The following is a 26346-nucleotide window of genomic DNA, read 5'->3' as shown; positions in this document are numbered from 1 at the left end:
TTAAGCAAAACACATTTACGCTAAAATCTTGTTCTAATTAAACTTACTTTTATAACGATTCAACAGAGGCCACCCCTACTATGCTAACACTTACTAAAACACAACAAATCATCATAGGTGTTGCACTTGCTGCGCTTATTTTTGTGACACGCGGCCATCACTTTGCTTCAATAAACAGCTTACCAAGCGCTTCTCTTGCCGTATTTTTTCTAGCGGGTTTGTACCTACGCCCTGCCTTAGCATTTCCAGCACTACTTGCTTTATGTGCAGGCTTAGACTTTTACTCTGTGACATTTCAAGGTGTTAGCAACTTCTGCGTAACACCCGCTTATGGCTTTTTATTGCCAGCTTACGGTGTGATGTGGCTTGCTGGTCGTTGGTTTGCGAAACATTATAGCTTTAGCATTAAAGCTATTTTGCCACTTATAGCTAGCATCACTGTTGCTGGAGCAATCAGCGAGCTATTCTCTAGCGGTGGCTTTTACTTCTTTGGTGGCCGCTATCCTGACCCAACCATCACTGAATTTGGTGCTCGCTTAGCTAAATATGCACCACACCAATTTGAGAACATTGGCTTCTGGTTAGCTGTTGCTGCTGTCGTGCATATTGCATTTGTATTAGCAAGCGGTGTGAATCGCGCAAAAGCTTAATTAGCAATGTCATCTGACGATAAAAACACGCGCCATACAACACGTATGGTGCGTAAAAAAGCAGTGATTGATGCTGCGATTGAACAAGCAAATCAAGAAAAAGGCTTGTTATTAGTACTCACAGGCAACGGTAAAGGCAAAAGCTCGTCTGCATTTGGCATGATGGCTCGCGCATTAGGCTACGGCATGAAAGTAGGCGTGGCGCAGTTTATCAAGGGGCGCAGTGATACTGGTGAAGAAGCCTTTTTTCGCGGACAGGCCAACGTAGAGTGGCATGTGTTGGGTGAAGGTTTCACTTGGAACACACAAGACCGAGAACGCGATACACAAACCGCACAAGCAGGATGGGCGATTGCACAACGCATGTTGCGCGACCCCGACATTAAACTGGTGATTCTAGACGAACTCACCTACACCATAAAATATGGTTATCTTGATCTCACACAAATATTGGCTGATATTGCTGGACGACCAGCCATGCAACATGTGGTGGTAACAGGCAGGGGTGCGCCAGCAGCGCTCACCGAGATGGCCGATACTGTGAGCGAAATTATGGATATCAAACATGCATGGCGTGCTGGCATTAAAGCCCAGCCAGGGATTGACCTTTAAAGAATTGCTATGACAACTTGCAAAGCCGTACTTATTTCCGCCCCCGCATCTGGGCAAGGAAAAACCTTTATTACTGCCGCGCTTGCTCGTGCATGGCGCAACCAAGGACTACGCGTTCAAGCATTTAAGTGTGGCCCAGACTTTCTGGACCCAATGATTTTAGAAGTGGCTACTGGCCGCCCCGTTTACAATCTTGACTTCACCATGTGTAGTGAAAGTGATGGCGAGGCGCAACTGTATCGGGCAGCACAGCATGCTGATTTGATTATTGTTGAGGGCGTAATGGGCTTGTATGATGGCACGCCATCAAGCGCAGACATTGCAGTTCGCTTCAACTTACCCGTCTTGCTAACAATAGATGCTAGCGGCATGGCGCAAACGTTTGGCGCTGTCGCCAAAGGACTTTTATCGCATTACCCACACTTAAAACCAGCTGGTGTATTAGCAAATAAGGTGGGGAGTGTTGGCCACGGCAAGTTGCTATACGACTCATTACCTAGCCATCTCAATTGGTTTGGCGCATTGCAAAAGAACGAAGCACTCAGCTTGCCTGAACGACATCTTGGCTTATTTCGCGCAAGTGAGATGATCGATTTAGAGCAAAAAATTGAAGAAGCTGCCAATGCATTGATGCAAGATTTGCCACTACCGCCAGCGGTCACTTTTAATACACCAACGACACTGGCACCACCTAAACTCCTAGATGGGAAAACAATCGCGATTGCCAAAGATGAAGCGTTCTGTTTTATTTATCAAGCGAATGTAGACTGCTTAATAGAGATGGGGGCAAAGCTTGAGTTTTTCTCACCACTCCATGATAAATCACTGCCTGAAGCTGATGCTTACTGGCTTCCGGGAGGCTATCCAGAGCTTCACCTACAAGAAATCAGCACAAACATCGCAATGAAAAATGCGCTAAAAACAGCATTAGATGCAAACAAACCAATACTCGCAGAATGTGGCGGCATGATGGCACTGTCCACATGCTTAAATAATGAGCCTTGCTTTCACTTACTACCAGGGGTGAGCAAGATAGAAGACCAGTTACAAGGGCTGGGCTCATTAAAGGCCGAGTTATTTAATGGAGAGCTTGGCGCGCACACTTTTCATTACGGTAGTTTTAAAACGGAACTCACGCCTACTGCAACGGCCAAGACACGTTTTGGTAAAGTTGAAAACATTTACCAACATGGTTCAATCCGCGCTAGTTTCCTACATTTCTATTTTGCATCCAACCCTATAACTGCTGCGGAATTATTTCTATAATGGAAAACCACCGTTATTCAGACGAAGAAGTTGCTGCGGTTTATCGCGTGATTGCAGAACGCCGCGATATGCGGCATTTTTTGCCCACACCAGTTGCGCCAGAGATATTAACTAGCGTTTTACAAGCGGCTCATCAGGCCCCCAGTGTTGGCCTAATGCAACCTTGGCGCTTTATACGCATCACCGATATCAACACACGCAAAGCGATACATCAGCTAGTGGATGAAGAGCGCATTAAAACCGCTCATGCTATCGGCGAGTATGAAAACACCACACGTATGGCCGAGTTCTTGCGCTTAAAAGTTGAGGGAATCTTAGAATGTGGTGAATTATTAGTCGCCACCCTATGTGACAACCGCGAAGGTCAAATTTTTGGGCGTAGAACCATTCCCGAGATGGACATTGCATCCGTAAGTTGCGCAATTCAGAATATGTGGCTTGCCGCCCGTGCTGAAGGCTTGGGCATGGGTTGGGTTTCAATTTTCGACCCTATTAAGTTAGGCTCACTACTACAAATACCTGCTGATGCAAAACCAATTGCCGTATTGTGCTTAGGCCATGTAAATACCTTCTACAAAGAGCCAATGCTGATAGAAACTGGCTGGAAACAAGCGAAACAATTGTCTGAAATGGTAATGGAAAATCAGTGGAAGAATACAAAATGAGGTATCCACAACGCATTGTGTGCCTCACGACCGAACCTACAGAAGTGCTGTATTTACTGGGTGAACAAGCGCGTATTGTTGGCATTTCCGGCTTTACCACCCGCCCAGCGATTGCGCGTAAGGAAAAACCAAAAGTCGCTGCATTTACCAGCGCTAAGATTGATAAAATATTAGCGCTCAACCCTGATTTAGTCATCGGGTTCTCTAACCTGCAAGCAGATATCGCGGCATCATTGATTCGCGCAGGGGTAGAAGTGCACATTTTTAACCAGCGCTCTATTGCACAAATGCTTAGCATGGTGGCTAGCGTTGGTAGCTTAGTAGGCGCGTCTGATAAAGCCGCCAAGCTGATTGAATCGCTTGAGTTCACGATTCAGCAAGCACGAGACACTGCATCACAGTTACCAGCAAAACCCATCGTATATTTTGAAGAATGGAACGACCCCATCATTTGCAGTATAAAATGGGCTTCAGAGCTAATTGAAATGGCTGGCGGCAAAGACTGCTTTCCAGAACTATCGCAATTTCACAGTGCAAAAGATAGAACTATACAAGCGAGCCAGGTCATCGAACGTCAACCCGACATCATCATCGGCTCATGGTGCGGCAAGAAATTTCAGCCTGAACAGGTAATTAACAGAGATGGATGGAATACCATCCCTGCCGTAAAAAATGGCTTTATATTTGAAATCAAATCTGCCGATATTTTACAACCAGGCCCCTCACTCATTACGCATGGCTTGAAGCAGGTTCAATCCATTATTCAGCAATGGGCATCTGCTCAGCCACATCACAAGCAAGGAAACTAACATGCCTACACATCTTATTTTAGGTGGTGCTCGCTCTGGAAAAAGCGCTTTTGCAGAACAATTAGCCTCAGCCTCTGGCTTACCAGTGACCTATATTGCAACCGCGCAAGTGTATGATGCCGAGTTTGGATCGCGCGTTGAACACCACAAAATACGCCGCCCCACACATTGGAAAACAATTGAGCAATCTTTCAACCTAGCTGACGTTTTGCAAGCACATGCGAAAGCAAACACTTATGTGATTGTCGATTGCCTGACGCTTTGGCTAGCGCAATGTATATGTCCAGACTGTAACCGCCCAGAAACGTTAGACTGGCAACAAGAACGGAATCAATTACTGGCAATATTACCCAAGCTAGAAGGTAATGTTTTGCTTGTTAGCAACGAAGTAGGGATGGGCATTGTGCCACTAGGTGAAATTAATCGACAATTTCAAGACGAACAAGGTCGCCTCAATCAAGCGGTAGCTGAACGTGCCAATAAAGTCAGCTTTATCGCGGCAGGACTGCCGCTTACGCTTAAAGGGTAACTATTTAAAGGATCAATATGGAAACAACAACATTCGAACTACAAGGTGAGTTTATCGAACTTTGTAACCTATTAAAACTTGCAGGCATCGCCAATAGTGGCGGCCAAGGCAAACTCATGGTCAGCGATGGAATTGTACAAGTAGATGGCAATATCGAGACACGCAGAACAGCAAAAATACGCTCAGGCCAAGTAGTCGAGTGCTTAGGACAAACGATTAAGGTGCTATAAGTACAAACCTACTCACAAGCCACCCTAAAAGACGTTAGCGTGACGCTTGCCATGATGTCAAAGATAGCGTTTAATCCAATCTAAAATGCTTATCACTAATACGCGCCACCACTTGATCAAACAGCTTGGGTGACGTAGCTTATGTACGTGTGTTAAGTATTTTAATATCACTCAAACAAGGTGCAATATAAACTAGTTAACTATTGATTTTGATATGAATTTAGAATTTCACAACATAGCTTACACCTGTCCGTCTAAAATTTCATGGGCGGATTTGGTGTCTACTTTACGTTAGCCAGTACCACTATGCTCAACAGTCCCGAATACCTTAAGTATCTGTGCGAACGCCAAGCAAGTACGTCAATTGGAGCGTCAACTGCACGGGGAATGGGTCCCAAGGGCACCATCCAAGCGGCGAGAAAGTACCTTAAATCACTAGATCTGAAACGGCTCAAGAAACGTAGCCAAACCGCCTTTATCGAAGAGTTGGAAATAGCAACTGGCGAATTGATGAATTGCCTACCGAAAGATCATCGACACTGGGGCAGTGCGCGAAAATTCATTAATATTTTTTTACGTGGCTGTTGTTACAACAAATACTTGTCTGCACATCACAAGTTAGAAACTATTGAGCCTTGGCTAGAAGTTCCTTTAGATAGCCACGTCGCAAAAGGATTGAAATTACATATAGGTCGTGGCGAACTGCCTCGATGGAAAGGCGTTATTCATCTACGCAAAGATGAAAGTGACAAATTTCAATTATTTGCAGCCGATCTCGCGAAGCGTGATGGTGTTAATCGCGTCGATTTAGATGTTAAATTTTGGCGTCGAGTTGGCTAACAACTCCCTCATGTCAAACGTTAGGCAATCATGACAAAAATTCTCGTTGATTCATGCGTTTTTATTAACGCATTAAAAGAAGACTCAGATCATCGTGACCAATGCTTAGCGTTCCTAGAGGCTCTATCCGACTCTGGCAGGGCAATGACTATGCCAGCTCATGGTTGGTTCGAGGTCTGGTGCAATATAAAGCGCATCGAAAATATAGATCAGCAATTCAAAGGCGTAAGCATCAATGAGCAATGGAAATTTCCCATTGAGTTAATTCACATTGATGCCAACTTCATTAGCAAATATGGAAACGTACAAATCCCATATACCAAAGCAGGCGACCACATCTACATCGTTGTCGCTTACATAAATCACTATCCATTAGTAACAACAGATAAAGGCATGGCAAAAATCGCCAAAGAAATTGGAGTTAGCGTGTACAGCCCAGCTGATTTTATGCATTCTGAGCATATTGCCTAACAAATCGCTCACTTCGTTCGCTGGGACGGGCTAAAGCCCACCCCTTAGCTTAATTTAACCGTTATGCGTTGAGGATTGCGCTCCCACTGCCGATCGTCACACCTCGGCTCGTTGTTCGAGACGCCGTGCGTTCGGACATGCGCAGCCGAGTAGGGTGGGTCACTTGTGACCCGCGCGTTACAATGTTTAAATTGCACATCCCGCGTGGGGTTTTAACCCCACCCTACAAAATTAGCTATATTCAACAGGAGCATTGATTGTTACAAACTTTATGTTGCTTGCCTTAGCTCGGTAGGTTGGGCTGAATGCAATGAAGCCCAACAAAAATAAACAACACATTGAATGTTGGGCTTCGCTACCGTTCTGCCCAACCTACACTACTATAAAAGCGAAGAGCACAATATGCGTCACCGAATAACTGGTAGCGTTCACCGTCGAGCGTTAGCGCTTAAACCAATAACTAGAGATAGGCTCCTAGTACTTGCCAATCTAAATGCTGCTCTACACAGTCGGCTAGTCGATTCAGCTCATCGTTTTTAAGCTGTTCATAATCAAAATGCTGCTCTACTTGCAAACCTGCCCATGCTAGCCATGCCGTACAGGCTTCTTCTTGGTCAAACACTCCATGCAAATAAGTGCCAGCAATTTGATTGTCGGGAGAAATAGCGCCTTCTGACCGACCTTCAAGGTAGAGTGCTGGGGTTTTGAGTGCGGGGCCAGTCGTCACCCCCATATGGATTTCATAACCAGCCACTTTTGCATCTGCAAAGGCTAAATGGCCTGATATTTGTTTCAGCTGCTTGGTTTGTTCCAACGTGGTTTCCATCTCTAACCAGCCCAAGCCAGCGCTAGAACCAGCCTCACCTTCTATGGCATAAGGGTCATGGATATCTCGGCCAAGCATTTGGAATCCACCACAAACACCTAGTACCTTTCCGCCATATCGTAAATGGCGAGTGAGCGCTTGCTCCCATCCATTGGCTCGTAGATATTCAAGATCACCCCGTACATTTTTACTGCCTGGCAATATGATGAGGTCGGCATGTGGAATCGCTTCGTTAATTTTAACAAATTGAAAATCTACCTGTGGGTGTAAACGCAGTGCATCAAAATCGGTGTGATTACTGATATGGGGAATCACTGGCACCACTACTTTCAGGCGTGTAGCACCCACATTACCACCCGAAGCCTCAGCAATCACGTGAGAACTAGGCGACGAAGCGAAGGCAGTACGCATTGTACGACTAGCTTCGCCAACAACGTTATCACGTGATTGCTGAGGCTTCGGTACTGAGTCCTCTGCCTCAATATGCAAACCATGTAAATACGGCAACACGCCCAATACGGGTTTACCAGTTTCTAGAGTTAGCCAATCGAGCCCAGGTTGCAATAATGCGATATCTCCACGAAAGCGGTTAATCACAAAGCCAACTACACGTGCTCGCTCGCTTTCAGAAAGCAAGGCCATGGTGCCTACAATGTGTGCAAACACACCGCCACGGTCTATATCTGCGATTAAAATCACAGGGCAATCGACCGCCTCGGCAAAACCCATATTGGCAATATCGCGATCACGCAGATTAATCTCAGCTGGGCTCCCTGCACCTTCTACAATCACGCAATCATATTGGCTTTGTAACCGTTGGTATGATTCTAAAACTGCTCGCATAGCTGTCGGTTTATAAGCATGATAACCTACGGCCTCAAGATTGCAGACTACTTTGCCGTGAATAACTACTTGGCAACCCGTATCTGAATTAGGTTTGAGTAACACGGGGTTAAAATCGGTATGCGGCGCCAACCCACAAGCTTGCGCCTGCACCGCTTGTGCGCGCCCAATTTCACCACCATCTATTGTTACCGCTGAATTTAACGCCATATTTTGTGGTTTAAATGGCGCAACACGCATGCCTCTGCGATACAATACACGGCACAACGCCGCAACAAGGGTGCTTTTGCCCGCATCGGACGTAGTGCCTTGAACCATTAATGTTTTCATACCCAGATTATCTCATAATACCGTGCATCGCTATGGCCGCAGTGCTGCTTGATTTTATGATAGGCGAGCCGCGCCGTTTCCACCCGTTGGTTGGCTTCGGCTGGCTGGCTAACAAACTGGAAGCCTGGCTTAACACTGCAAACAAAACAAATAAAGCTAAACAACGTTGGGTAGGCATGTTTGCATTGGCTTTGCTGCTTGCACCGTTCATTTTACTAGCCTATTGGCTATGCCATATTCCCGTTGTCAGCATTGTGGCAGATACACTGCTGCTGTATTTTGCCATTGGTCACAGAAGCTTGCACGACCATGCCCGTGCAGTAACGCGTGCACTTAGCAACCATGACGAAGCCTCGGCCAAGATCGCAGCATCGTATATGGTAAGCCGCGATTCAGCGGCAATAGAGCCCATACCAGCTACGGTAGAATCTGTACTTGAAAATGGTAATGATGGTGTATTTGGCGCATTATTCTGGTTTTTTATTGCAGGTGGCACAGGTGCATTATTGTTCCGCTTGGCCAATACGATGGATGCCATGTGGGGTTATAAAACACCGCGCTTTTACTATTTTGGCTGGGCAGCGGCAAGGCTGGATGATGTCCTAGACTATATTCCTGCGCGCCTGACTGCGCTTACTTATGCAATACTTGGTAATACGAAACTAGCATTAAACTGCTGGAAAACTCAGGCACCACTCTGGGATAGCCCCAATGCAGGGCCAGTGATGGCAGCTGGGGCTGGGGCGCTAGGCGTGCAGCTTGGTGGCGCAGCACGTTACCAAGGTGAGTGGCATGAGCGCCCAACTCTGGGTGCAGGCGGGCCACCTATTGCAGGAGACATAGAACGTGCGCTTAAACTGGTCAGGCATGGCGTGTACCTCTGGCTGTTAGTGATGCTAGTCCTTACCATATTAATTAGATTGGTCGGCCATGCTTGAACATGGCGGCAATTTAAGCACTGCGGTAACGCGGTATGGAATACCATTAGAAAACTGGCTGGATCTATCGACAGGCATTAATCGCAACCATTATCCAATCCCTGAGATTCCACCCAGCCTATGGCATCAACTACCAAATGACGAAGATGGCTTGGTTAACATCGCCGCCAATTATTACGGCTGCCGATCTTTGCTACCCACCAGCGGTTCTCAAGCGGCTTTGCAAGCACTGCCTACTCTTAGGTCTTTAGGCACGGTTGCCATGCTCAAGCCCATGTATCAAGAACATGCCCATGCATGGCAACGCTGTGGGCATCAGGTGCTTAGCTTTAGTGATTTGAATGATGAGCCTATTTTAAATCAGGCTGATGTGGTTCTGCTTTGCAACCCGAACAACCCCACTGGCAAACAATTTTCCGCTCAAGACTTACTTCAATTACATGCAAAGCTTGCCAGACGTGGCGGATGGTTAGTTGTGGATGAGGCCTTCATGGATGCAACGCCAGAACACAGCATCGCACAGCACTCGCATTTAGACGGCTTGTTTGTGTTGCGATCACTTGGCAAGTTTTTTGGGCTAGCTGGTGCGCGCGTTGGATTTATGCTCGCCGCAGATGAGCAACTAAAAAAACTACAAGAGTCACTGGGGCCGTGGACATTAACAGGGCCAAGCAGATTCATTGCTAAACAAGCATTACAAGATACAGCATGGCAAGAAAACACACGCATCACTTTAAAAAGCAGTAGTAAACGTTTAGAAACGCTACTCAGTCAATACGGCTTAAAGCCAACTGCGGGTACAGCCTTATTTCAATACGTGATGACAGCGCAAGCCCAAGTTCTACAAGAAAGATTAGCAGCGAAAGGTATTTGGGTCAGATTATTTAAAGAACAGCCCGCTCTCAGGTTTGGCTTACCCCATGACAGCGGCTGGCAGCTATTAGAAGACGCGCTAAAATCACTTTAGTGACTTAAAGATTTTGACGTTGTATATCTATTACAGCTAACACTTATACGGCTAAAACTTAGCGGTTAACAAAATGGATTCTAGGGACAGGATCACTCCATGTGATCTGCGTGACACTTGCGTGATCAATCACCAATCTAAACAAACCCTTTAATGGCATATTGAGTGCATCAGCCAACATCGCACGAATCACACCGCCATGTGTGACCACCGCGACATTTTTTCCTTGTAAGCGACTACTCACTTCGGCTGTAAACGTTTTAGTTCTTTCGTATAACTGGGTAAAACTTTCACCATTAGGTGGTGACAAATGTGCATAGTCATGCGCCCAAGTATCAAACACATCACGTGGAATACTCTCCCAAGGCTGCATTTCCCAATCACCAAAATGCAACTCTTTTAGCCTATCATCAACCTGCATTTCACCTAAATTAAGCGCGCGCGCTAACTTAGTACAACGCTGCAATGGGCTAGCATATACCGCATCAAACTGAATACCATCCAACTTTGATATTAACGCACTGCACTCTGCTTCAAAATTAGTTGAAACATCCACATCACTCTGCCCATAACAAACCCCTGATGGAATATTCAGTGACGTATGCCGAATCAAATGTAAATTCATAACTGCTGAGCCCAAACCAGTAAGCCAAGGTAGAAAGCCAACTCTGTGATTTGTTGCATTGCACCTAAACAATCCCCTGTATACCCTCCTAGCCATAGTTTGATTTTATTGCGCCACCATAGCCAAGCTAGCGTGACAGGGGTTAAACAACAAGCTGCTAACCACAACCAATCATTTAAATTCAATATCACAGGAGAGAAGTTAGAATAAAGTAGCGGAATAGGCAACGTACCTAGCAGCACTGCAACGAGCAAATCACTCGCCTGCACTTTCGTAGCAAGTGGCTTGGCTTTACCTATTTCCTTAACATAGTTTAAATCTGCCATCACAAACAACGCGCATAAACGGCTCAACGAGTGCCCCACGACTAAAATAAATGGTAAAAAGTACTCAGGTAAGGCATTTAATACTTGGTACTTGGCAAACAACATCAAAAACAAAGCAACAGCACCATATGTACCAAGACGTGAGTCTTGCATAATCGCTAGTATTCGCTCTTTATCCCAACCACCGCCTAAACCATCGGCGCTATCTGCCAAACCATCTTCATGAAACGCACCTGTGACATAAATCGTCATCGCCATACTTATTAGCACTGCAATGCTGTGTGGCAAAATTTTACTAGCTAACACAAAGGCACCCGCACCAATCATGCCGACAAAAATGCCTACCAATGGGAAGTATTTAGCCGCCCGATTCAAATCTTCAGGGTGAAAGTCATCAAATGCAGGGACGGGAATACGCGTAAAAAAGCCCACCGCTAATAACATATAGCGCCGTTCGTTAAGCAAAAAATCGATCATGCAGCGTCCCCTGCACCCTCATCCGCAGTACTCACACCAGCACTTTCAAATGAAGCCATTTCATTCATAAAGTTAACCGCAGCCTGCAACAAAGGATAAGCCAAGGCCGCACCAGTGCCCTCACCTAGACGCAAACCAATATCCAGCAAAGGGGTTGCCTCAAGATGAGCCAGCAATCGACGGTGTCCAGCCTCACCTGAGCAATGGGTAAAGACACAATATTGCAGAATATTAGGTTGCAACTGAGAGGCCACTAATAAGGCTGATGTCGCAATAAAACCATCGATTAACAATACAGCATGTTGCTCAGCAGCGCCCAACATCGCCCCAGCCATCATTGCAATTTCATAACCGCCAAACGTTGCAAGCACATCCAGTACGTTTTCACTACGCATATGATGGAAATCGATAGCCTGCCTAAGAACAGACAGCTTTTGCGCTAAGCCAGCATCGTCCAACCCCGTTCCGCGGCCCACACACTCATCAATGGGGATTCCACACAACACACTCATTAAACAACTGGCAGATGATGTATTACCAATACCCATCTCGCCAAAACCAAACACATTACAGCCAGCCAACGCCTCCCGCCTTGCCACAGCGACACCTGTTTCAAGCGCCTGCTGGCATTGTGCCGCGGTCATTGCGGGCGCGTGCAAGAAATTAGCAGTACCAGCCCCAACTTTTGCATGCACTAAATCTGAATTCGCCGCAAAATCATAATTAACGCCAGCATCAAGCACCCGCAACTGCATATTGTTCTGCCGCGCAAACACATTTATCGCAGCACCACCCTGCAAGAAATTAAGCACCATCTGTGCAGTCACCGCTTGCGGATAAGGGCTAACACCTGAATTCACAATGCCATGATCACCCGCAAACACCAGTAAAGTTGGGTTTAATAACTGTGGCGCCAAGGTCTGCTGAATCAAGCCGACTTGTAAAGCAATTGCCTCTAACTGCCCTAAAGCCCCTAATGGTTTAGTCTTATGATTAATTTTATCAACAAGTGCAGCCTTCAATGACTGATCTAATGATTGGATATTGAGTGACCCGATATTTGGTAAATTTTCGTTTAAATTCATAGGGAAAGATTTTACATGAGCGCAACCAAGATAACACCACAACTCTATACAAACTTTCAGATTAAAATCAGACAAACTTTCGCATTAAAAATAAATATGCCTAAATTGAAAATAATTTTTGTCAGTTCATAATTTAGTTGCTATAATGCGCGGCTTGCAAACGTTAAACCGAAGTTTGCAAGTAGCAGTAAGGAAGGCCGGGTAGCTCAGTCGGTAGAGCAGCGGATTGAAAATCCGCGTGTCGCCAGTTCGATTCTGGCCCCGGCCACCAATTAAATTAAGCTCACTTTATGTGGGCTTTTTTTACGCATACAAGTTTTAATCTACGCTATAGCATCAACTCAAAACCACAAATAAAAAGGGAGCTTAAGCTCCCTTGTGTATATTCCTGTTAAGGATTATTTATTCATGACGTACATTGTTACTTCAAAGCCAAAACGCATTTCTGTTGCTGCTGGTGCTGTCCACATAATAAGTCTCCTATATTTTGATTGTTAAACAGACGATATGTCTTGTTCGTGTAATAGATTATGCTCTCATGTAGAATTTACATCATGTCACTGCTCATGAGTGTTTACTCAGTAAAAACATGAATACAGCATAATGAACTATGAGCATGATGGGCTTTGCACGGCCTATATAATAAACAAACAACACCCTTGATTTAAACCGCTATGAAAAAACACTACTTTGCAACAACGCCAAAATTGCTTGGGTACTTTGGGCTACTGCCTTTTATTGTACCCACAGTATTCTTGTTTTTTGATCATATCCATCTTGATATGTGGCGTCATTTTTTACTCACTTACGGTGCAATTATTCTGAGCTTTGTGGGCGCTTTGCACTGGTCATTCGCAATGTTGCTACATGAGTTACCCATTAACAAGCAGCGCTGGTCATTTTTATGGAGCATTGTTCCGTCGCTAATCGCATGGGTATCGCTATCAATTCCGAAGTTTCATGGATTCATTCTGCTTACCATATTCTTTGCAATCGCTCTTATACGGGACAAGCAATTGTTTAACAATGTAGATTTACCAGATTGGTATATGCCATTGCGTAGAAACTTGACGGTAGTCGCAATGACTTGTTTGCTGATTGCGGCATACTTGATGAGCGGAAAACAATATTCAACAATTCCAACATCGCTTACTTTGTAAAAGATTGCAGTGCACCAGCCATGCTTTGCAGTGCTGTAGTAATAAGCAATCTGGGGGCAGCAATATTCATGCGCATAAAGCCACTGCCTGCTTCCCCAAATAACCTACCTGGACTTAAACCTACACCAGCTTGTTGAATAAAAAACTGTTTTAGTGCGGCATCATCCAATCCTAGCTCACGGCAATCCAGCCAAATCAGATAGGTGCCTTCAGGCACGACAGCATGCACTCGGGGTAAGTGTTCACTAACGTATGCAAGCACAAAGTCTCGTGTTTGCTGCAGATAGCCCAGTAGCGCATCAAGCCACGCATCGCCATGTTGATAAGCAGCTTCAAATGCAACCATGCTGAATGGATTGGTTACACTGACATGCATGCGTTCAAATACTTTGGTCAAAGCTAGTCTTTGCGTCGCATCGGGAATAATTAATGCAGATAGATTCAGCCCTGGCACATTAAAAGTTTTACTCGGGGCCACCGCTGTAATAATATTGACTTGTTGCGTAGATAAAGTCTCTAACACTTGGTGCTTGGCGGGCGGATAAACCAAGTCAGAATGAATTTCATCTGCAAAAATAATCAGCTGATATTTTTCTGCTATTGCCAATAAACGTTCCAACTCATCTTTACGCCATACTCGGCCTACAGGGTTATGCGGCGAACACAGCAACAGCATTTTTGCGCGCGCAGCGCAGGCTTCCAAATGCTCAAAATCAATGTGGTATTGATTATTTTCCAAACGTAGCTGGTTTTGTATCAGGCTTCTGCCGCTATCAGTCACCGCGGGGAAAAAGGGAAAATAGACTGGAGGCTGCACAATGACAGCATCACCAGGATTGCTAAACGCCATGACTGCGGCATTCAGTGAAGGCACAACCCCTGGGCACAGCACAATCCATTCACGCTGAATGCGCCAGCCGTGACGGCGCTCTAGCCAATCCATTAGCGACTGATAAATACTTTCAGGAAAACTACTGTATCCATAAATAGGATGTTTTGCGCGTTGAAGTAAGGCCTCACTGATCGCAGGCGGTGATGCAAAATCCATATCAGCAACCCACAGTGGAATGACATCCGCGCTACCAAACATCGCTTGCCGACCATCATATTTCAGGCTGTTGCTATGGTCACGATTCAGAAGCTGATCAAAATCAAAATCTTGTTGCAAAGGGCTCTCCGGGTTTATGCCTCAATGGAAATCAAGTCACTACAACAGACTATACTCGTATGAGTGTTAGCTTTTTTGCACCTGCCACAGCGCATCGACAAAGAAATTCTGGGTATCAGTAAAATGAGCTTCAATTTTAAAGCCAGCCTGGCTGGCAAGCGCATGAATCTCTGATTCAGAAAACTTGAATGATGACTCTAAATGCAGTGCTTCAAATTTCTCGAAGTGAAAAAATTTTTCCAGTGCCGCTATGTATACGTCCTGATCGTGCAGGGAGATGATATAGCTCTCCATGGCGCCCAATGATGGATTATAAAACCCGTAATGCTTGAATTTATCCATCTCGAAATCTGCCCCTAGCTCCGCATTCATGCGCTTTAGCAAGTTCAAGTTGAAGGCCGTTGTCAATCCATCTGCATCGTTATAGGCTTTGTTGAGTATATCGGTATCTTTTTTAAGGTCATAGCCAATCAGCACATGATCGTTAGCGTTAAGGGATAGCCAAAGCTTTTTAAGAAACTCCTGTGTTTGCGCTTTGTTAAAGTTGCCAATGTTGGAGCCCAAAAACAACACCAGTTTTTTATTACTGGAGATTTTTTTGAGTGAATTGAGCCCATGAAAATAATCTGCCACGATGCCATGAATATTCAACTGCTCACTTACTGCAAGATTTGCACCCAGCAAGCCCATGGCCTTTTCGGAAATATCAATCGGATAAAAATTAACCTTGGTGCCTTGTGCTAAAAAACTATCGATAATTAATTTGCTTTTATGTCCGTCGCCTGCACCTAGCTCAAGAATATCAACCTCTGCCTCATTAATCGTGGCCGCAAGCGACGCACCAAATTGCTCAAGAATTGAAAATTCAGTTTTAGTCAGATAATAGTCTTGATGCTGCGAAATTTTTTGAAAAAGCTCACTCCCCGCATCATCATAAAAATACTTTGCTGAAATGGCTTTTGGCTCACTGCTTAAGCCCATCAACACATCGGAGCTAAACGCTTCCAGATTCTGAGTGAATTGATCTACTTCGATTAAATTGGTAATTTTCAAACGATATCCTTCGCTAACCTGATGCCTGAAAACATCCAACGCTGCTGGGGTTGATAAAAGTTTCTGTAACTATGCCGATAATGGTGATCTGGCGTTGCAACACAGCCGCCTCTTAACACAAACTGATTACACATAAATTTACCATTGTATTCGTTCAAAATACCATCAAATGTCTTGAACCGTGGGTAAGCCGAATATTGGCTACTAGTCCAGCACCAAACTTCACCGTACATGTTCTGCGCATTGTTCGGATGCAGCAATGTGGTATGAGCAAACTCTGCTGTCAATGATGTCTGATTTAAAAATACTTCTAATTCCTGCTCTGTAGGCAACCTGAGTTTTTTCCAGTTGGCAAACGCATTTGCTTCAAAATAACTGATATGCACCAAAGGCCGATTCAAATCCAAAGGAATCAGCCCATAAAGCGTACATTCATACCACTCACCGTCACGACATGACCAATATAAAGGTTGCTGAATATGCTGCTGATTCACCCAATCCCAGCCTTGGCTCAACCAATACTCAGGTTTGGTATAACCATGATCTTTAATAAAGGCTAAAAATTCGCCATTGGTCGCCAATGTCTGGCTGATAGCAAACGGGTACAAATAATACTGATGAGCCGGTTTTTCATTGTCGTACGCAAACCCTTCGGCATCATGGCCAATTTGATACAGCCCTTGTGCAAACTCTGACCAACCATGAATTGGCTCAGGGGCAGCTTGCAGCGGTTGCACTGCATATTGTGTATCGATGATATTGCTCGCAAGAATGAATTTAACATCCATATACAGCAACTCTTGATGCTGCTGTTCATGATGCAGGCCAGCTTCAATCAAGAATTTCATTTCATCGGTGAGTGTATGCTCACTAATAAACCTGACTAGACTCACATCCACATAACTGCGGTACTCTATGATCTGGTCTACGGTAGGCCTGGATAAGTTGCCACGGTTTGCTTGAAGTGTATGCGTACCCAGCGACTTATAATAAGAATTGAATAAAGCACTATATTGCGCATGAAAACGCTGGTAGCCAGGGTAGAACCTGACAAGCAACAACTCCTCAAAAAACCAAGTGGTGTGGCCTAGATGCCACTTTGGTGGACTCACATCCGCCATCGGCTGAACGGCATAGTCCTCGATTTCAATATACTTACAGATATCAAGTGATTTGCTCCTGACCATCTGGTATCGATGGAGGAAACTCTCTTGCGTACATTCATCTGGTAGCGTTAATGCATGATTCATAAAACTTTATTTCCTTGTCTGTCCCCATTAGCACTACTATTGCATTAACTGCTTACTTTCACACCTTTCCAAAAAGCCACATGATTTTTAATATTTTCTGCTGCTTTCAGCGGTGCTCTATAAACCCATGCCGCATTCGAGTTTTCCTGCCCATTCACTTGTATTGAGTAGTAGTTGGCAAGGCCTTTCCAGCCGCAAGTCGTAGTGTGCTGGGTTTCAACAAAATACTCTGGCTTGATAGCACTGATAGGAAAGTAGTGATTGCCCTCTACAACCACAGTACTCTCTGATTCGGCGATGACAACATCATTCCATATAGCTTTCATGATAGATCCTTAAATTGCACATTTGATGTGCTATGGGTAAGTGATGTTAGATACAACACATAAAAACTGATAAAGCATTATTACTTAAATATCGTAACTTAAGTACGACTCTATTTAGATGCTGTTATTTTTAGCTTTGTATTGATCGTGAATACTTTTATAAACAGCTTCAATCTCCTGCTGCTCTTCCTTATCAAGCATGCCGTCGCTGTTTGCATCAATATGTTGATAAGTTTTCTCGGTATTAGAAGAGTCGCCTGACAGATACTCTTGTAGGCTGATAACGCCATCTTTATTGCTATCGAAATGCGCTATGCCAAAGCTAGCATGATTCATATCATCGCATTTACTGCCACTGGATGCTTTGCCAGCGCCATGCTGGTTTGCATGTGACAATGTCGATAAGGAAATAGATAACAATGCAAAAAGTAATAAAGATATTTTTTTCATAATATTCACCCTATTTATTAAGATGGTTCGTCTGGCAATGATGCAGATAAGTTCAATGATGATGTGCGAGGTTTAATAATTTAATGTAAATGGTCATTTTAAAAAATATTTAGTTATTATTTAACAACTGGTCTGATACTAGAAAAACCTCCATCAATTGCCCATATTTGGCCAGTCACTCTAGCCGCAGACTCAGAAAGCAACCAAACCATTAAATCAGCCACATGTTCCGCATCGCCAATGCCTTTTAGCGGGTATTGTTTTGCAGCCATATCACGCATTAAATCACTACTTAAAATTTGGCAGAAGCGGGTGTATCTAAAATACCAGGAGCAACAGCATTAATTCTAATTCCTGCGCTCGCATAAGTTGCTGAAGCACTTCGCACTAGAGCCTCCAACCCTCCTTTTTCCGCGGCAATAGCTTCATGATTAGGTGTACCGATACGCGTGGCGGCTGAAGAAACAAAGACTGCAGAGCCTGCTGAGGATGTTTGTTTTAAATGATCAATATATGCTGCGAGTGTATGAAAAGCGCTAAATAAATTAGTGGTCATACAGTCGACAAAATCTGTCTCTTGCATTCGATGTAACGCGCCTAACCGAATATTTCCAACACCATGCGCTAAGGCTGTTGGCAACAAATGATTGGCTTTAATTACATCAAATAGATGATTAACGCCAATAGTGGTTGTGCAATCGGCAATCACTTGTATGTGATTATTACCGTATGCAGCTTTTAGCTTTTCTGCATCACGGCTCACCAAGATTAATTTCCAGTTATCTAGAAGCAACTTTTTCGATAAAGCCTGGCCCAACCCGCCACTAGAGCCAGTTATTAAAGCAACTTTTTCCACAACCACTCCCAGTTATCAAGACAATGTCAATAGAGTGGGAATTGTTATAAATGTTTCTTTTTAAAACATCAATATTTAATTGAGCTACTCAACTAAGAATACAGCAACACCACTTAGCGCTAGGAGAAGCTAACCAGGGGGCAATATGAAGTCGCTGAAAAGAATTGTGAATCCTAAAAAACTGCTCAAAAGCAAATGGACAGCAGTTACGCCAACGAACAAAGAAAAACACTTTATGGTGACGAAACTCATTTCTCTAGAGTGCTCAAACCAGCAGATTGAATTCGTAGAGCTAGAAGCAGTGCACTCTAAACGTAGCCAATTACTAGATTGGAAGCAACTAAACGACACAAGCGTTTGGCTACAAGGATGGCTATAAAAAAGCTAAAAGTCTATCTGTTATCTCAATATTAAAATAACTAAGTGAATTAATACTACTAAGCTAATATAAACCACAATACTAATAAAATTAGTGGGAGAAAAAGCAAAACTATGCTCCAAGCTTGTCGCCTGTTCTCTATCTCTCGCGTTATATGAATTTATTGCAGTTAGCGCAGCAAAAATAGATATAGGTGCAATAAAGCCACTCTCACCCCACAGCAAGCACGTATCAATACTTTAAAGCAGCAGAAGGCATTGCAAGCCATACAGCAAAACAATCAAACACTCGCTAAGCTGAAAGCCGCATAAATCATTGTTTCTATATCGCACACCAACGTTAAAAGCGCTGTAAAGTCCATATAAAAATGTTTTTTTAAGCTGACCATTAAGTCGAAAGCATCCTTGGCAAGATTATCTGGTGCTAGATGCGGATGTCGCTCAATTATAGTAGCAATCTTCCAACCACCTAACCTTTCAGAAATAATATTGGTACTGTGAATTACTGTGCGAGTTCATAGGCTATGTTTTGTATACTTAACTGTCTGATCATTGCTAACTGAGCTGATTCGCAAAATCGTGATTCACATCCCTATGCCCAGCTTCATCATTCCGTACAACGATAACGACATCCTTCAAGCGAGCATCAGGCGCAAGCTTCCAATAGTCAATGGCAATTCTCGGTGCAGGAACATTTTCGTATGTGCCATTTTCAATGCCAGCTAAATACTCGGTATAGCTGACCACTGCTTCTTCTTCGAAATAGCCAACCACTCGGTGTGCAGTTTTAGGGGAGAGCAGATATAAAACAAAAAATAAATTATAAAAAATACCTTGTGCGAGTATCACTAAGAAGCGTTCAAACCAATTTGGCTGTGCAATTTCAATAAACGTCATCAGATGCATACGTTCGTTTTCAGCCTCATCCAGTAATATTTTTATCCATCCCTTGTCTGGTTGCATAGTACGTAAAGATTTTAAATGCTGCAGCGCCCCACCCACCATACCTGGGACTGCAGCAACAGTTTCTAATACAATCGCTCGGTGAGCGTATCGGCCACTAAAAAAAGTATCTGCAAAAAACCGTAAAAACTTGGTGAAACAAAGTGCAATATGATCACGAAAATCTTCTGGTGTTCGGTGCTTATGTAGTTCCATTAACAATCTCCTTATGCATCATAACGATGATGAATTCACCATACCAAAGTTATGGCCTATATTTTTTGAATTAATTCATTACAACCAGTATCTGCCATCAAATTACCATGTCTAAAGGTAAGTAAGCACATTTCAATGTTGATACAGCGCTGATTAATTATTGTCTTTACTTGCATAACGAGCTTATTCAGTTATTAAGCGCAATTTCATTTTAGTGGCTAAATCAAGCGATGACATAAATGCACTTTCTATTTTGCCTATCGTCCACCAATCCCCACAGCATGCTAACTGCAATTGATCATCTATCAATGTGTTGAATGAGACCTTCTTGATGCATTGGCATACTTACATCGTTTAAGCTCAAGATATTCATGATCGAACATCTGTTGTCCCATAATATGGGTCAACTCAGTCAACATGGCATGCACCACAAAGTCATCCTCTTGATCAAAATGTGCTTCGGCCCAGTCATTTCTACTCATCGCTAGTATTGAGAACGCGTCAGGCCTATTTGGTTTTGCACTATTAATAGATATCCAGCTCAGCAGGGATTTAGAGACAATCGCAGCATCCCATGTACGCAACTTAGGTGAGGTATAACCTAACATTAAAGCAAAACATGGCTGCATTGGCACACGTTGAACCTCGGCTTTAATATTATAGTCGCCTGGCAATAACAAACAGGCCTGAGGTGCAGGTATTGCAAAAATGACCCCGTCATAGACACCTAATACTTCATCTTGGTTAGATTTAACGACCCAAGCATTTTGATGACGATATACAGTATTGATATGTTGATTAAACTGTATATTCAAATTAGTCACCATAAAATGTCTAATTGCGTTCATATTGGGAACGCCTACATAGTGCGGATATGCACTATCCCAATGTCGTTGCGCACTTATATGATGCCCTTAAATTTCAACAAAATTGGCGTCCCATTGTGCAACCATAGCTACAGATTGCATGGCGTGCACAAAAGTCTTAAATTCTTGTGTATTAGCGGTGAAAAACTGTGTGCCATGATCGAAAGAAAAACCTTGACTGGTGCGTGTGGCGATACGACCTCCCAATTTATTAGACTTTTCATATATGGTCACTTCAGCGACTTCTGATAATTAGTTGGCGACATTTAATCCGGAAAGACCAGCACCAATGACTGCAACCTTAGTTTTTGTAGTATTCATGTGTATCTATAAAAAATGAAATATTAGTCTAAGGCACGCTATTGGTAAGTGGGTTCATTGTGCTTAATTGGTTAATGTTTCTACTTATTTGGCAAAAGTAATCATAGTATTAACAAACTATTTTAAGAAAGCATAGTCCTTAATAATATGTATCAATTTAAGTTAATTTTTATCTTTTTGTTAGCAGTCAATATTGTAAGTTGTAGCCTGATTAAAACAGCTTACAACAACGCACCTGAAGCCATGCATTGGTGGTTGGATGGTTACTTTAATTTCACAGCATCTCAAAATACAAAACTAAAACCTGCTTTGCATACATTACATAACTGGCACCGAGAAACACAACTGCCGCTTTATGTTGAAAGGCTACAAAAGATTCAAAGTGATTTAAGTCAAGATACGATTACTGCTAGCACTGTATGTGAAACAATGAATAACACCCAAGATATGATGCAAAACATACAACTAGAATCCATAGCAATCATTACTGAGATAGCACCGCTGCTCTCTGATAAACAATTAATTTATTTTGAAAAAATGTTGCAAAAACGCGCCCTGAAATGGAAATCAGAATGGTTGCAAGATTCAGAAGAGGCGCAAATTGAGTCACGCTTGAACAGAACCATCGATTATGCCGAGAAAGTATATGGTCATTTGAATCTCTCCCAAAAAAAGATGCTTAAACAAAAGTTACTGGCCTCAGATTATCAAGCGGCGATGAGCTACACCGAACTGCTGAGGAGAAATGAAGATACGTTACAAATTGTGATCGGACTAAATCGAGGAAATTTAGATCAAAATGAAAAAGAAAGGCTTTTGAAACAGGGTTTTTCACGTTTAAAAAACAGTCCAAACTTAGGGTATCAAGACTATGCAGATCAATTTAAACTTAATACTTGTGACATGATTGCAAACTTACATGCAACAACAGACACAAAACAAAAAGAGCATGCAAAAGCATGGTTAGAAAACTTTACCGCTGCGTTCAAAAGCCTAGCGCTTAACAAGCCCTAAATCACCGCTCATCTAAATCTAGTTTACATACCATAGCCTGCTAGACGTGACTGACACTGTGCTTAAATCATACTAAATGTACGCCATGCTAATTTAAGCTACTGCAATGATTGAATTATTTTAAAAACATAGGATGTATCTTGGAAATTAGGTTATGCCACTGCTGTATCAGACTAAATCAGGTATTTAACCTTTTTTAAAGCTTATAATTATCGAAACTAAAGGTTAATCTAGTTTTTATTAAAGCGATTTGTATCAAATTATTTACCATTTCATCAAATAAAATGGTTTAAGTGAAATCATCAGAGAAGTGGCTAGGATAAACAATGAACTGTAAGAGAGTTGCATGCCTAATCAGCACAGATGCGACAAAGTGGACGATATTTATTAGGTTAGCATTAGCAGGTGTATTTATCCCTGAAGGCATTCAAAAACTGATTTACCCAGAGATACTGGGTTCAGGAAGGTTTCTGAAAATAGGTATTCCATATCCTGCATTTACAGGGCCACTGGTTGGCTGGATAGAAATTATTTGTGGCACTCTTATCCTGATAGGATTATTGACGCGACTAGCAGCCGTGCCTCTTATCGTCACCATGCTAGTCGCTATTACCGCAACAAAAATTCCCATATGGATGGGTCATGACTGGGTAGTAACAGACTTGATTACCTTTCACGTACGTGAGCTGAACAGCTATGGGTTCTGGAGCTTTATGCACGAAACTAGGCTTGATTGGGCAATGCTAATGGGTGCTTGCTACTTGCTTACTACTGGTGCTGGCTATTGGTCACTTGATAAAATGCTAAGCTGTCACAGAAGGCTCTAAAGGTGTATGGCGTTTAGTACACTCTTCTATACGAACTAAGGTACTTATGCTATTTTTAGATAGTCTAGAGCATGATCGTACATAGCATTTATTTGCAACACTTATCCTAGTATCTCTACCGCACACTCGGCCACTCGTATGAGAGGCCGAGTGTGCGGTTTGACCTTTTTTACATTGTTAAGCATATTTTTCCAAAGTGTTTATTAGTTTCTTGATATTGAAAAGCTTCAACAATAGCTTCTAGTGGGAATACTTTATCAATCACAGGTCTCATATGATTTGCATCTATCGCCTTGATCATTTCTTGCTGTTGCGTACGGTTACCAACAATTAAGCCTTGTAGCCGAAGCTGCTTAATCAATGCAGTCACGATAGAAATTTCACCACCCAAACCAGTTAAAATACCAATCACTGAGATATGTCCACCGACACGGGCTGCAAGCATGGACTGATTAAGCGTTGCGGGGCCTCCAACCTCAACAATATGATCAACCCCACGACCACCTGTTATTTCGCGTGCCAACTCGCCCCAATTGGCGGTCTTTTTGTAATTGATGAGGTGATCTGCGCCGAGTAGCTTTAACTTATCCAGCTTCTCATCACTCGATGATGTTGCTATGACGGTAGCACCCGCCATTTTTGCAAATTGCAACGCAAAGATTGATACGCCTCCAGTGCCTTGCACCAAGACAGTATCGCCTGGCTTCAAAGCATCATCAGACATTAACGCACGCCATGCAGTCAAGCCCGCCGTGGTGAGGGTAGAAGACTCCACATGGCTCCAACCTTTAGGTGCGTGCGTGAACGCATTCACAGAGGCGGTCACCGCCTCACGCGCATAACCGTCTACCCCGTCTCCTGGCGTTGTGGCAAATCCCTCAACCAATGGCTCACCCGCCAACCAAGTTGGAAAAAATGTACTCACGACATGGTCGCCGATAGAGAACTCTGCCACCCCTTCTCCAATTGCAGTGACAACACCCGCACCATCCGCCATTGGAATTCTGGGCTCAGTCGGCCCCCACATTCCACTGACGACGGCAAAATCATGATAATTAAGTGAGTTGGCATGCAGTCGTACACTAATTTCACCCGCTTTTGGCAGTGTAGCTTCTCGAGTGCCTAGCGTCACCTTGTCGTAGCCACCTCCAGTTTGAAGAATGATTGCCTTGTTAGTCATCACAGGTCCTTTACTTGATTTGCAAATCCTTGAGTTTAATATGCAGCTTTCTCAGTAAACAAGTTTACAGTGTTGCGACTTTCTAAATTAGCAACGGCTCTAATATTTTCTCAAAGAATTAAGCATTAAAAAGAGGTTGATTAAGCGCAGACCACTTGGTTCTTACCCGCCCCCTTTGCCAAATACAAAGCTTTATCGGCTGATAACAATAACGCATCAACATTGTCATGATAGGCTGCCAATGATGCAACACCGATTGAGACTGTCATGTGAAGGCCAGTATTGTCATTAATCGAGATTCTAGTCAGCGCTACTACCTCTCTTAGCCGTTCTGCCACCTCAATAGCATAATCAAGATCCGTTTCTGGCAAGACGACTGCAAACTCCTCCCCACCGAGTCGCCCTATGATGTCAATTTCACGCAAAACATTGCGGCATATCAACGCGATTTGCGTAAGTACAATATCACCTGCCTTGTGCCCGTAAGTATCATTAATATGTTTAAAATCATCAAGATCTAACATCAGCAAGGATAGCTTTTTTTGGTAGCGCTTCGCGCGCAACAACTCACCTTCAGACAGCTCAACAAAATACCGTCGATTATTCAAGCCGGTTAAGTAGTCGAAATGTGCTTGAGCAAGCAACTGTGTTTCTAATAGCTTTCTATCTGAAATATCTCTAGCCGCACAATAAATAACCTGCTTGCCATTACGTGTCAAAGCATTAGCACTAACCTCAACATTCAAATGCCTACCATCTCGACAACGATGAACAGTTTCAAAAATCATTTTTTGCTCGCTGTCTCGAACTCGTCGAGCATATGAGTGTAACAACACATCCTCCAACTGGGTGTCCCAGTCTTGTGCATGCAACTGACCAATCACACTTTTATCAAACTGATGCATTTGTAAAAAAGCATCATTAGCATCAGTGAGTAATCCGTTTTCGTCGATGATATAAATACCATCATTAGCGGTTCTTAACGTCACTTCAAGTTCCCGATGTTCTTGCTCAGCCATCGCAACCGCAGATTTCAACTCTTGCTCACTCTCACGGAGTGCATGCTCATCACGCTCCCATGTCATTAAGAAAAGGCTAATGACTAGGAGAATCAAGCAAATAATGCTACACAAATAAGTAATTGTGTTTAATGGATCAGCAACTGTAAGAGTAGAAATGTTATAGCCATGCGATAAAATAACGGCTCTTGAAACCAGTATGCAGGACTCGATAAATGCACTTACTGCAAAAATATACTTACCACGCCCTACAATCAGGTGCCTATGCTGCACAACAAAATAAAGCAACAACAAGCCTTGAAGTGCAAAAACGGCGCACCCGATGATGATTCTCAACGCTAAATAATCAAGTAGCAAAGAGAAGCTGACGGCAACTAATACAACAGGGCTCCAGATTAACAGCCTAGGTACCGTGCGCCTTAAGAAGTAGAACAATCCTTCAGCAAGGATAGCAAAGATTGAAGAAATGAGTACGTTCGCACCTACGATGCTTACAAAGTCACTTATTTCGCCTCGCAAACTGTACAAAACATAAGCTAATCCATGCAATGCAAAACTTGCAGACCATAGCATCAACTCTGGCTTTTTACGATACCCGGCACAAGCAAGCGCTACGGATAACATGAAACTAACCGTAATAATGACTAGAAAGAGTGTCGGTACATGGGCCTGCAGCATATTTGAAATTGTTTTAGGGTCTTAGGAAGCTAAAGCGGTTTATTTCGTAAAAGTTTAAGTATCTCAAGGTAAATGTTATCACGTCGATGATTAAATCTATATTCAGTCTCTTTCAGGTGCAGATAGAACGTATGCTTAGGGATACCGTTAAAC

Annotated in this window: 30 protein-coding genes, 1 tRNA gene and 2 pseudogenes; 16 read left to right on the top strand and 17 right to left on the bottom strand. The window is 43.3% G+C overall.

Going from position 1 to position 26346, the window contains the following annotated elements; all coding sequences use genetic code 11:
• The first annotated feature begins 80 nt into the window (after nt 1-80).
• The 9 genes from Q7U33_RS07580 to Q7U33_RS07540 all read left to right on the top strand — a co-directional run bounded on the left by Q7U33_RS07580 (nt 81) and on the right by Q7U33_RS07540 (nt 6072).
• Entirely contained in the window at nt 81-650 is a 570-nt protein-coding gene (locus Q7U33_RS07580) for a hypothetical protein (protein ID WP_304859316.1), read from the top strand.
• Nucleotides 651-656: 6 nt separating this feature from the next.
• The gene (cobO, locus tag Q7U33_RS07575; protein WP_304859313.1) at nt 657-1262 is read left to right on the top strand and encodes a cob(I)yrinic acid a,c-diamide adenosyltransferase; all 606 of its coding nucleotides are present in this window, start codon (nt 657-659) and stop codon (nt 1260-1262) included.
• Nucleotides 1263-1271: 9 nt separating this feature from the next.
• On the top strand, nt 1272-2528 hold the full coding sequence (locus Q7U33_RS07570; RefSeq protein WP_304859310.1) for a cobyrinate a,c-diamide synthase: 1257 nt from the start codon (nt 1272-1274) through the stop codon (nt 2526-2528).
• Nucleotides 2528-3193, top strand: a complete 666-nt coding sequence (bluB, locus tag Q7U33_RS07565) for a 5,6-dimethylbenzimidazole synthase (RefSeq protein WP_304859306.1) — start codon at nt 2528-2530, stop codon at nt 3191-3193. Before Q7U33_RS07570 ends, bluB begins: the two co-directional genes overlap by 1 nt.
• Complete coding sequence (locus tag Q7U33_RS07560) at nt 3190-4002, top strand: cobalamin-binding protein (RefSeq protein ID WP_304859303.1); 813 nt, start codon at nt 3190-3192, stop codon at nt 4000-4002. Before bluB ends, Q7U33_RS07560 begins: the two co-directional genes overlap by 4 nt.
• Before the next feature lies 1 nt (nt 4003).
• On the top strand, nt 4004-4531 hold the full coding sequence (gene cobU, locus Q7U33_RS07555) for a bifunctional adenosylcobinamide kinase/adenosylcobinamide-phosphate guanylyltransferase (RefSeq protein WP_304859300.1): 528 nt from the start codon (nt 4004-4006) through the stop codon (nt 4529-4531).
• Between the two features lie 17 nt (nt 4532-4548).
• The gene (locus tag Q7U33_RS07550; RefSeq protein ID WP_304859298.1) at nt 4549-4761 is read left to right on the top strand and encodes an RNA-binding S4 domain-containing protein; all 213 of its coding nucleotides are present in this window, start codon (nt 4549-4551) and stop codon (nt 4759-4761) included.
• Nucleotides 4762-5067: 306 nt separating this feature from the next.
• A complete protein-coding gene (locus Q7U33_RS07545; protein WP_304859295.1) occupies nt 5068-5601 on the top strand; it encodes a hypothetical protein in 534 nt (177 codons plus the stop codon).
• Nucleotides 5602-5631: 30 nt separating this feature from the next.
• On the top strand, nt 5632-6072 hold the full coding sequence (locus Q7U33_RS07540) for a PIN domain-containing protein (RefSeq protein WP_304859292.1): 441 nt from the start codon (nt 5632-5634) through the stop codon (nt 6070-6072).
• 460 nt (nt 6073-6532) lie between these two features.
• Here the strand turns inward: Q7U33_RS07540 and Q7U33_RS07535 are convergent, their stop codons facing one another.
• Nucleotides 6533-8071 carry a cobyric acid synthase gene (locus Q7U33_RS07535; protein ID WP_304859289.1) on the bottom strand — a complete coding sequence of 513 codons (1539 nt, stop codon included), beginning with the start codon at nt 8069-8071 and terminating at the stop codon, nt 6533-6535.
• A 32-nt stretch (nt 8072-8103) separates the two neighbouring features.
• Between Q7U33_RS07535 and cbiB the strand changes: the two genes are divergently transcribed.
• Together cbiB and cobD are read left to right on the top strand one after the other, a co-directional pair.
• On the top strand, nt 8104-9009 hold the full coding sequence (cbiB, locus tag Q7U33_RS07530) for an adenosylcobinamide-phosphate synthase CbiB (RefSeq protein ID WP_304859286.1): 906 nt from the start codon (nt 8104-8106) through the stop codon (nt 9007-9009).
• Nucleotides 9002-9976, top strand: a complete 975-nt coding sequence (cobD, locus tag Q7U33_RS07525) for a threonine-phosphate decarboxylase CobD (RefSeq protein ID WP_304859283.1) — start codon at nt 9002-9004, stop codon at nt 9974-9976. The genes cbiB and cobD overlap by 8 nt, the downstream gene beginning before the upstream one ends.
• A gap of 58 nt (nt 9977-10034) precedes the next feature.
• Here the strand turns inward: cobD and cobC are convergent, their stop codons facing one another.
• From cobC to cobT, 3 genes are read right to left on the bottom strand one after another with little or no spacing between them, the layout of a single operon-like run.
• The gene (gene cobC / locus Q7U33_RS07520) at nt 10035-10601 is read right to left on the bottom strand and encodes an alpha-ribazole phosphatase (protein ID WP_304859279.1); all 567 of its coding nucleotides are present in this window, start codon (nt 10599-10601) and stop codon (nt 10035-10037) included.
• A complete protein-coding gene (locus Q7U33_RS07515) occupies nt 10598-11404 on the bottom strand; it encodes an adenosylcobinamide-GDP ribazoletransferase (protein WP_304859275.1) in 807 nt (268 codons plus the stop codon). The genes cobC and Q7U33_RS07515 overlap by 4 nt, the downstream gene beginning before the upstream one ends.
• Nucleotides 11401-12489 (bottom strand): nicotinate-nucleotide--dimethylbenzimidazole phosphoribosyltransferase, encoded by a 1089-nt coding sequence (gene cobT, locus Q7U33_RS07510; protein ID WP_304859273.1) that lies wholly within the window; start codon nt 12487-12489, stop codon nt 11401-11403. Before cobT ends, Q7U33_RS07515 begins: the two co-directional genes overlap by 4 nt.
• A gap of 195 nt (nt 12490-12684) precedes the next feature.
• On the opposite strand from cobT, the gene Q7U33_RS07505 reads away from it, so the two are divergent.
• Nucleotides 12685-12760 (top strand) — tRNA-Phe (locus Q7U33_RS07505).
• Nucleotides 12761-12887: 127 nt separating this feature from the next.
• Here the strand turns inward: Q7U33_RS07505 and pqqA are convergent.
• Nucleotides 12888-12959: a pyrroloquinoline quinone precursor peptide PqqA gene (pqqA, locus tag Q7U33_RS07500; RefSeq protein ID WP_019899917.1), complete on the bottom strand. Its 72-nt coding sequence runs from the start codon at nt 12957-12959 to the stop codon at nt 12888-12890.
• A 204-nt stretch (nt 12960-13163) separates the two neighbouring features.
• On the opposite strand from pqqA, the gene Q7U33_RS07495 reads away from it, so the two are divergent.
• Nucleotides 13164-13649 carry a DUF3429 domain-containing protein gene (locus Q7U33_RS07495; RefSeq protein WP_304859270.1) on the top strand — a complete coding sequence of 162 codons (486 nt, stop codon included), beginning with the start codon at nt 13164-13166 and terminating at the stop codon, nt 13647-13649.
• Here the strand turns inward: Q7U33_RS07495 and Q7U33_RS07490 are convergent.
• The 6 genes and pseudogenes from Q7U33_RS07490 to Q7U33_RS07465 all read right to left on the bottom strand — a co-directional run bounded on the left by Q7U33_RS07490 (nt 13639) and on the right by Q7U33_RS07465 (nt 18752).
• A complete protein-coding gene (locus tag Q7U33_RS07490) occupies nt 13639-14817 on the bottom strand; it encodes a MalY/PatB family protein (RefSeq protein ID WP_304859265.1) in 1179 nt (392 codons plus the stop codon). The two genes, Q7U33_RS07495 and Q7U33_RS07490, sit on opposite strands and share 11 nt — an antisense overlap.
• A gap of 66 nt (nt 14818-14883) precedes the next feature.
• On the bottom strand, nt 14884-15870 hold the full coding sequence (locus Q7U33_RS07485) for an L-histidine N(alpha)-methyltransferase (RefSeq protein ID WP_304859262.1): 987 nt from the start codon (nt 15868-15870) through the stop codon (nt 14884-14886).
• Entirely contained in the window at nt 15867-17120 is a 1254-nt protein-coding gene (gene egtB / locus Q7U33_RS07480) for an ergothioneine biosynthesis protein EgtB (RefSeq protein WP_304859259.1), read from the bottom strand. The genes Q7U33_RS07485 and egtB overlap by 4 nt, the downstream gene beginning before the upstream one ends.
• Nucleotides 17121-17164: 44 nt before the next feature.
• Nucleotides 17165-17446, bottom strand: a complete 282-nt coding sequence (locus Q7U33_RS07475; RefSeq protein ID WP_304859256.1) for a DUF427 domain-containing protein — start codon at nt 17444-17446, stop codon at nt 17165-17167.
• Between the two features lie 114 nt (nt 17447-17560).
• Nucleotides 17561-17896, bottom strand: a complete 336-nt coding sequence (locus Q7U33_RS07470; protein ID WP_304859253.1) for a hypothetical protein — start codon at nt 17894-17896, stop codon at nt 17561-17563.
• A 116-nt stretch (nt 17897-18012) separates the two neighbouring features.
• Nucleotides 18013-18752, bottom strand: a pseudogene (locus tag Q7U33_RS07465) (SDR family NAD(P)-dependent oxidoreductase).
• 145 nt (nt 18753-18897) lie between these two features.
• On the opposite strand from Q7U33_RS07465, the gene Q7U33_RS07460 reads away from it, so the two are divergent.
• On the top strand, nt 18898-19131 hold the full coding sequence (locus tag Q7U33_RS07460) for a TIGR02450 family Trp-rich protein (protein ID WP_304859250.1): 234 nt from the start codon (nt 18898-18900) through the stop codon (nt 19129-19131).
• 554 nt (nt 19132-19685) lie between these two features.
• Here Q7U33_RS07460 and Q7U33_RS07455 read toward each other — a convergent pair.
• The 3 genes from Q7U33_RS07455 to Q7U33_RS07445 form a co-directional block, all read right to left on the bottom strand.
• Nucleotides 19686-20288, bottom strand: coding sequence for an alternative oxidase (locus Q7U33_RS07455; RefSeq protein WP_304859247.1), 603 nt, complete (start codon nt 20286-20288; stop codon nt 19686-19688).
• 305 nt (nt 20289-20593) lie between these two features.
• Nucleotides 20594-21136, bottom strand: coding sequence for a hypothetical protein (locus tag Q7U33_RS07450; protein WP_304859244.1), 543 nt, complete (start codon nt 21134-21136; stop codon nt 20594-20596).
• A 66-nt stretch (nt 21137-21202) separates the two neighbouring features.
• A complete protein-coding gene (locus Q7U33_RS07445; protein ID WP_304859240.1) occupies nt 21203-21388 on the bottom strand; it encodes an NAD(P)-binding protein in 186 nt (61 codons plus the stop codon).
• A gap of 342 nt (nt 21389-21730) precedes the next feature.
• On the opposite strand from Q7U33_RS07445, the gene Q7U33_RS07440 reads away from it, so the two are divergent.
• Both Q7U33_RS07440 and Q7U33_RS07435 read left to right on the top strand, forming a co-directional pair.
• The gene (locus Q7U33_RS07440) at nt 21731-22489 is read left to right on the top strand and encodes a DUF6279 family lipoprotein (protein WP_304859237.1); all 759 of its coding nucleotides are present in this window, start codon (nt 21731-21733) and stop codon (nt 22487-22489) included.
• A gap of 326 nt (nt 22490-22815) precedes the next feature.
• Nucleotides 22816-23316: a DoxX family protein gene (locus Q7U33_RS07435; protein WP_304859234.1), complete on the top strand. Its 501-nt coding sequence runs from the start codon at nt 22816-22818 to the stop codon at nt 23314-23316.
• A 169-nt stretch (nt 23317-23485) separates the two neighbouring features.
• Here the strand turns inward: Q7U33_RS07435 and Q7U33_RS07430 are convergent, their stop codons facing one another.
• The 3 genes and pseudogenes from Q7U33_RS07430 to Q7U33_RS07420 form a co-directional block, all read right to left on the bottom strand.
• Complete coding sequence (locus tag Q7U33_RS07430) at nt 23486-24496, bottom strand: NAD(P)-dependent alcohol dehydrogenase (RefSeq protein ID WP_304859231.1); 1011 nt, start codon at nt 24494-24496, stop codon at nt 23486-23488.
• Nucleotides 24497-24636: 140 nt separating this feature from the next.
• Nucleotides 24637-26193, bottom strand: coding sequence for a sensor domain-containing diguanylate cyclase (locus tag Q7U33_RS07425; protein ID WP_304859229.1), 1557 nt, complete (start codon nt 26191-26193; stop codon nt 24637-24639).
• A gap of 29 nt (nt 26194-26222) precedes the next feature.
• A pseudogene (locus Q7U33_RS07420) lies at nt 26223-26346 on the bottom strand (IS1595 family transposase); the annotation flags it as partial.

The sequence above is a fragment of the Methylotenera sp. genome (assembly GCF_030653755.1).
In the GTDB taxonomy this organism is placed as follows: domain Bacteria; phylum Pseudomonadota; class Gammaproteobacteria; order Burkholderiales; family Methylophilaceae; genus Methylotenera.
This window is presented reverse-complemented; position numbering and strand designations above follow the sequence as displayed.

Bases quoted from the DNA above. Each gene is read 5' to 3' on its own strand.
- Q7U33_RS07580 (WP_304859316.1), top strand. From the start codon at position 81: ATGCTAACACTTACTAAAACACAACAAATCATCATAGGTGTTGCACTT.
- cobO (WP_304859313.1), top strand. From the start codon at position 657: ATGTCATCTGACGATAAAAACACGCGCCATACAACACGTATGGTGCGT.
- Q7U33_RS07570 (WP_304859310.1), top strand. From the start codon at position 1,272: ATGACAACTTGCAAAGCCGTACTTATTTCCGCCCCCGCATCTGGGCAA.
- bluB (WP_304859306.1), top strand. From the start codon at position 2,528: ATGGAAAACCACCGTTATTCAGACGAAGAAGTTGCTGCGGTTTATCGC.
- Q7U33_RS07560 (WP_304859303.1), top strand. From the start codon at position 3,190: ATGAGGTATCCACAACGCATTGTGTGCCTCACGACCGAACCTACAGAA.
- cobU (WP_304859300.1), top strand. From the start codon at position 4,004: ATGCCTACACATCTTATTTTAGGTGGTGCTCGCTCTGGAAAAAGCGCT.
- Q7U33_RS07550 (WP_304859298.1), top strand. From the start codon at position 4,549: ATGGAAACAACAACATTCGAACTACAAGGTGAGTTTATCGAACTTTGT.
- Q7U33_RS07545 (WP_304859295.1), top strand. From the start codon at position 5,068: ATGCTCAACAGTCCCGAATACCTTAAGTATCTGTGCGAACGCCAAGCA.
- Q7U33_RS07540 (WP_304859292.1), top strand. From the start codon at position 5,632: ATGACAAAAATTCTCGTTGATTCATGCGTTTTTATTAACGCATTAAAA.
- Q7U33_RS07535 (WP_304859289.1), bottom strand. From the start codon at position 8,071: ATGAAAACATTAATGGTTCAAGGCACTACGTCCGATGCGGGCAAAAGC.
- cbiB (WP_304859286.1), top strand. From the start codon at position 8,104: ATGGCCGCAGTGCTGCTTGATTTTATGATAGGCGAGCCGCGCCGTTTC.
- cobD (WP_304859283.1), top strand. From the start codon at position 9,002: ATGCTTGAACATGGCGGCAATTTAAGCACTGCGGTAACGCGGTATGGA.
- cobC (WP_304859279.1), bottom strand. From the start codon at position 10,601: ATGAATTTACATTTGATTCGGCATACGTCACTGAATATTCCATCAGGG.
- Q7U33_RS07515 (WP_304859275.1), bottom strand. From the start codon at position 11,404: ATGATCGATTTTTTGCTTAACGAACGGCGCTATATGTTATTAGCGGTG.
- cobT (WP_304859273.1), bottom strand. From the start codon at position 12,489: ATGAATTTAAACGAAAATTTACCAAATATCGGGTCACTCAATATCCAA.
- Q7U33_RS07495 (WP_304859270.1), top strand. From the start codon at position 13,164: ATGAAAAAACACTACTTTGCAACAACGCCAAAATTGCTTGGGTACTTT.
- egtB (WP_304859259.1), bottom strand. From the start codon at position 17,120: ATGAATCATGCATTAACGCTACCAGATGAATGTACGCAAGAGAGTTTC.
- Q7U33_RS07475 (WP_304859256.1), bottom strand. From the start codon at position 17,446: ATGAAAGCTATATGGAATGATGTTGTCATCGCCGAATCAGAGAGTACT.
- Q7U33_RS07470 (WP_304859253.1), bottom strand. From the start codon at position 17,896: ATGAAAAAAATATCTTTATTACTTTTTGCATTGTTATCTATTTCCTTA.
- Q7U33_RS07460 (WP_304859250.1), top strand. From the start codon at position 18,898: ATGAAGTCGCTGAAAAGAATTGTGAATCCTAAAAAACTGCTCAAAAGC.
- Q7U33_RS07455 (WP_304859247.1), bottom strand. From the start codon at position 20,288: ATGGAACTACATAAGCACCGAACACCAGAAGATTTTCGTGATCATATT.
- Q7U33_RS07450 (WP_304859244.1), bottom strand. From the start codon at position 21,136: ATGAACGCAATTAGACATTTTATGGTGACTAATTTGAATATACAGTTT.
- Q7U33_RS07435 (WP_304859234.1), top strand. From the start codon at position 22,816: ATGAACTGTAAGAGAGTTGCATGCCTAATCAGCACAGATGCGACAAAG.
- Q7U33_RS07430 (WP_304859231.1), bottom strand. From the start codon at position 24,496: ATGACTAACAAGGCAATCATTCTTCAAACTGGAGGTGGCTACGACAAG.
- Q7U33_RS07425 (WP_304859229.1), bottom strand. From the start codon at position 26,193: ATGCTGCAGGCCCATGTACCGACACTCTTTCTAGTCATTATTACGGTT.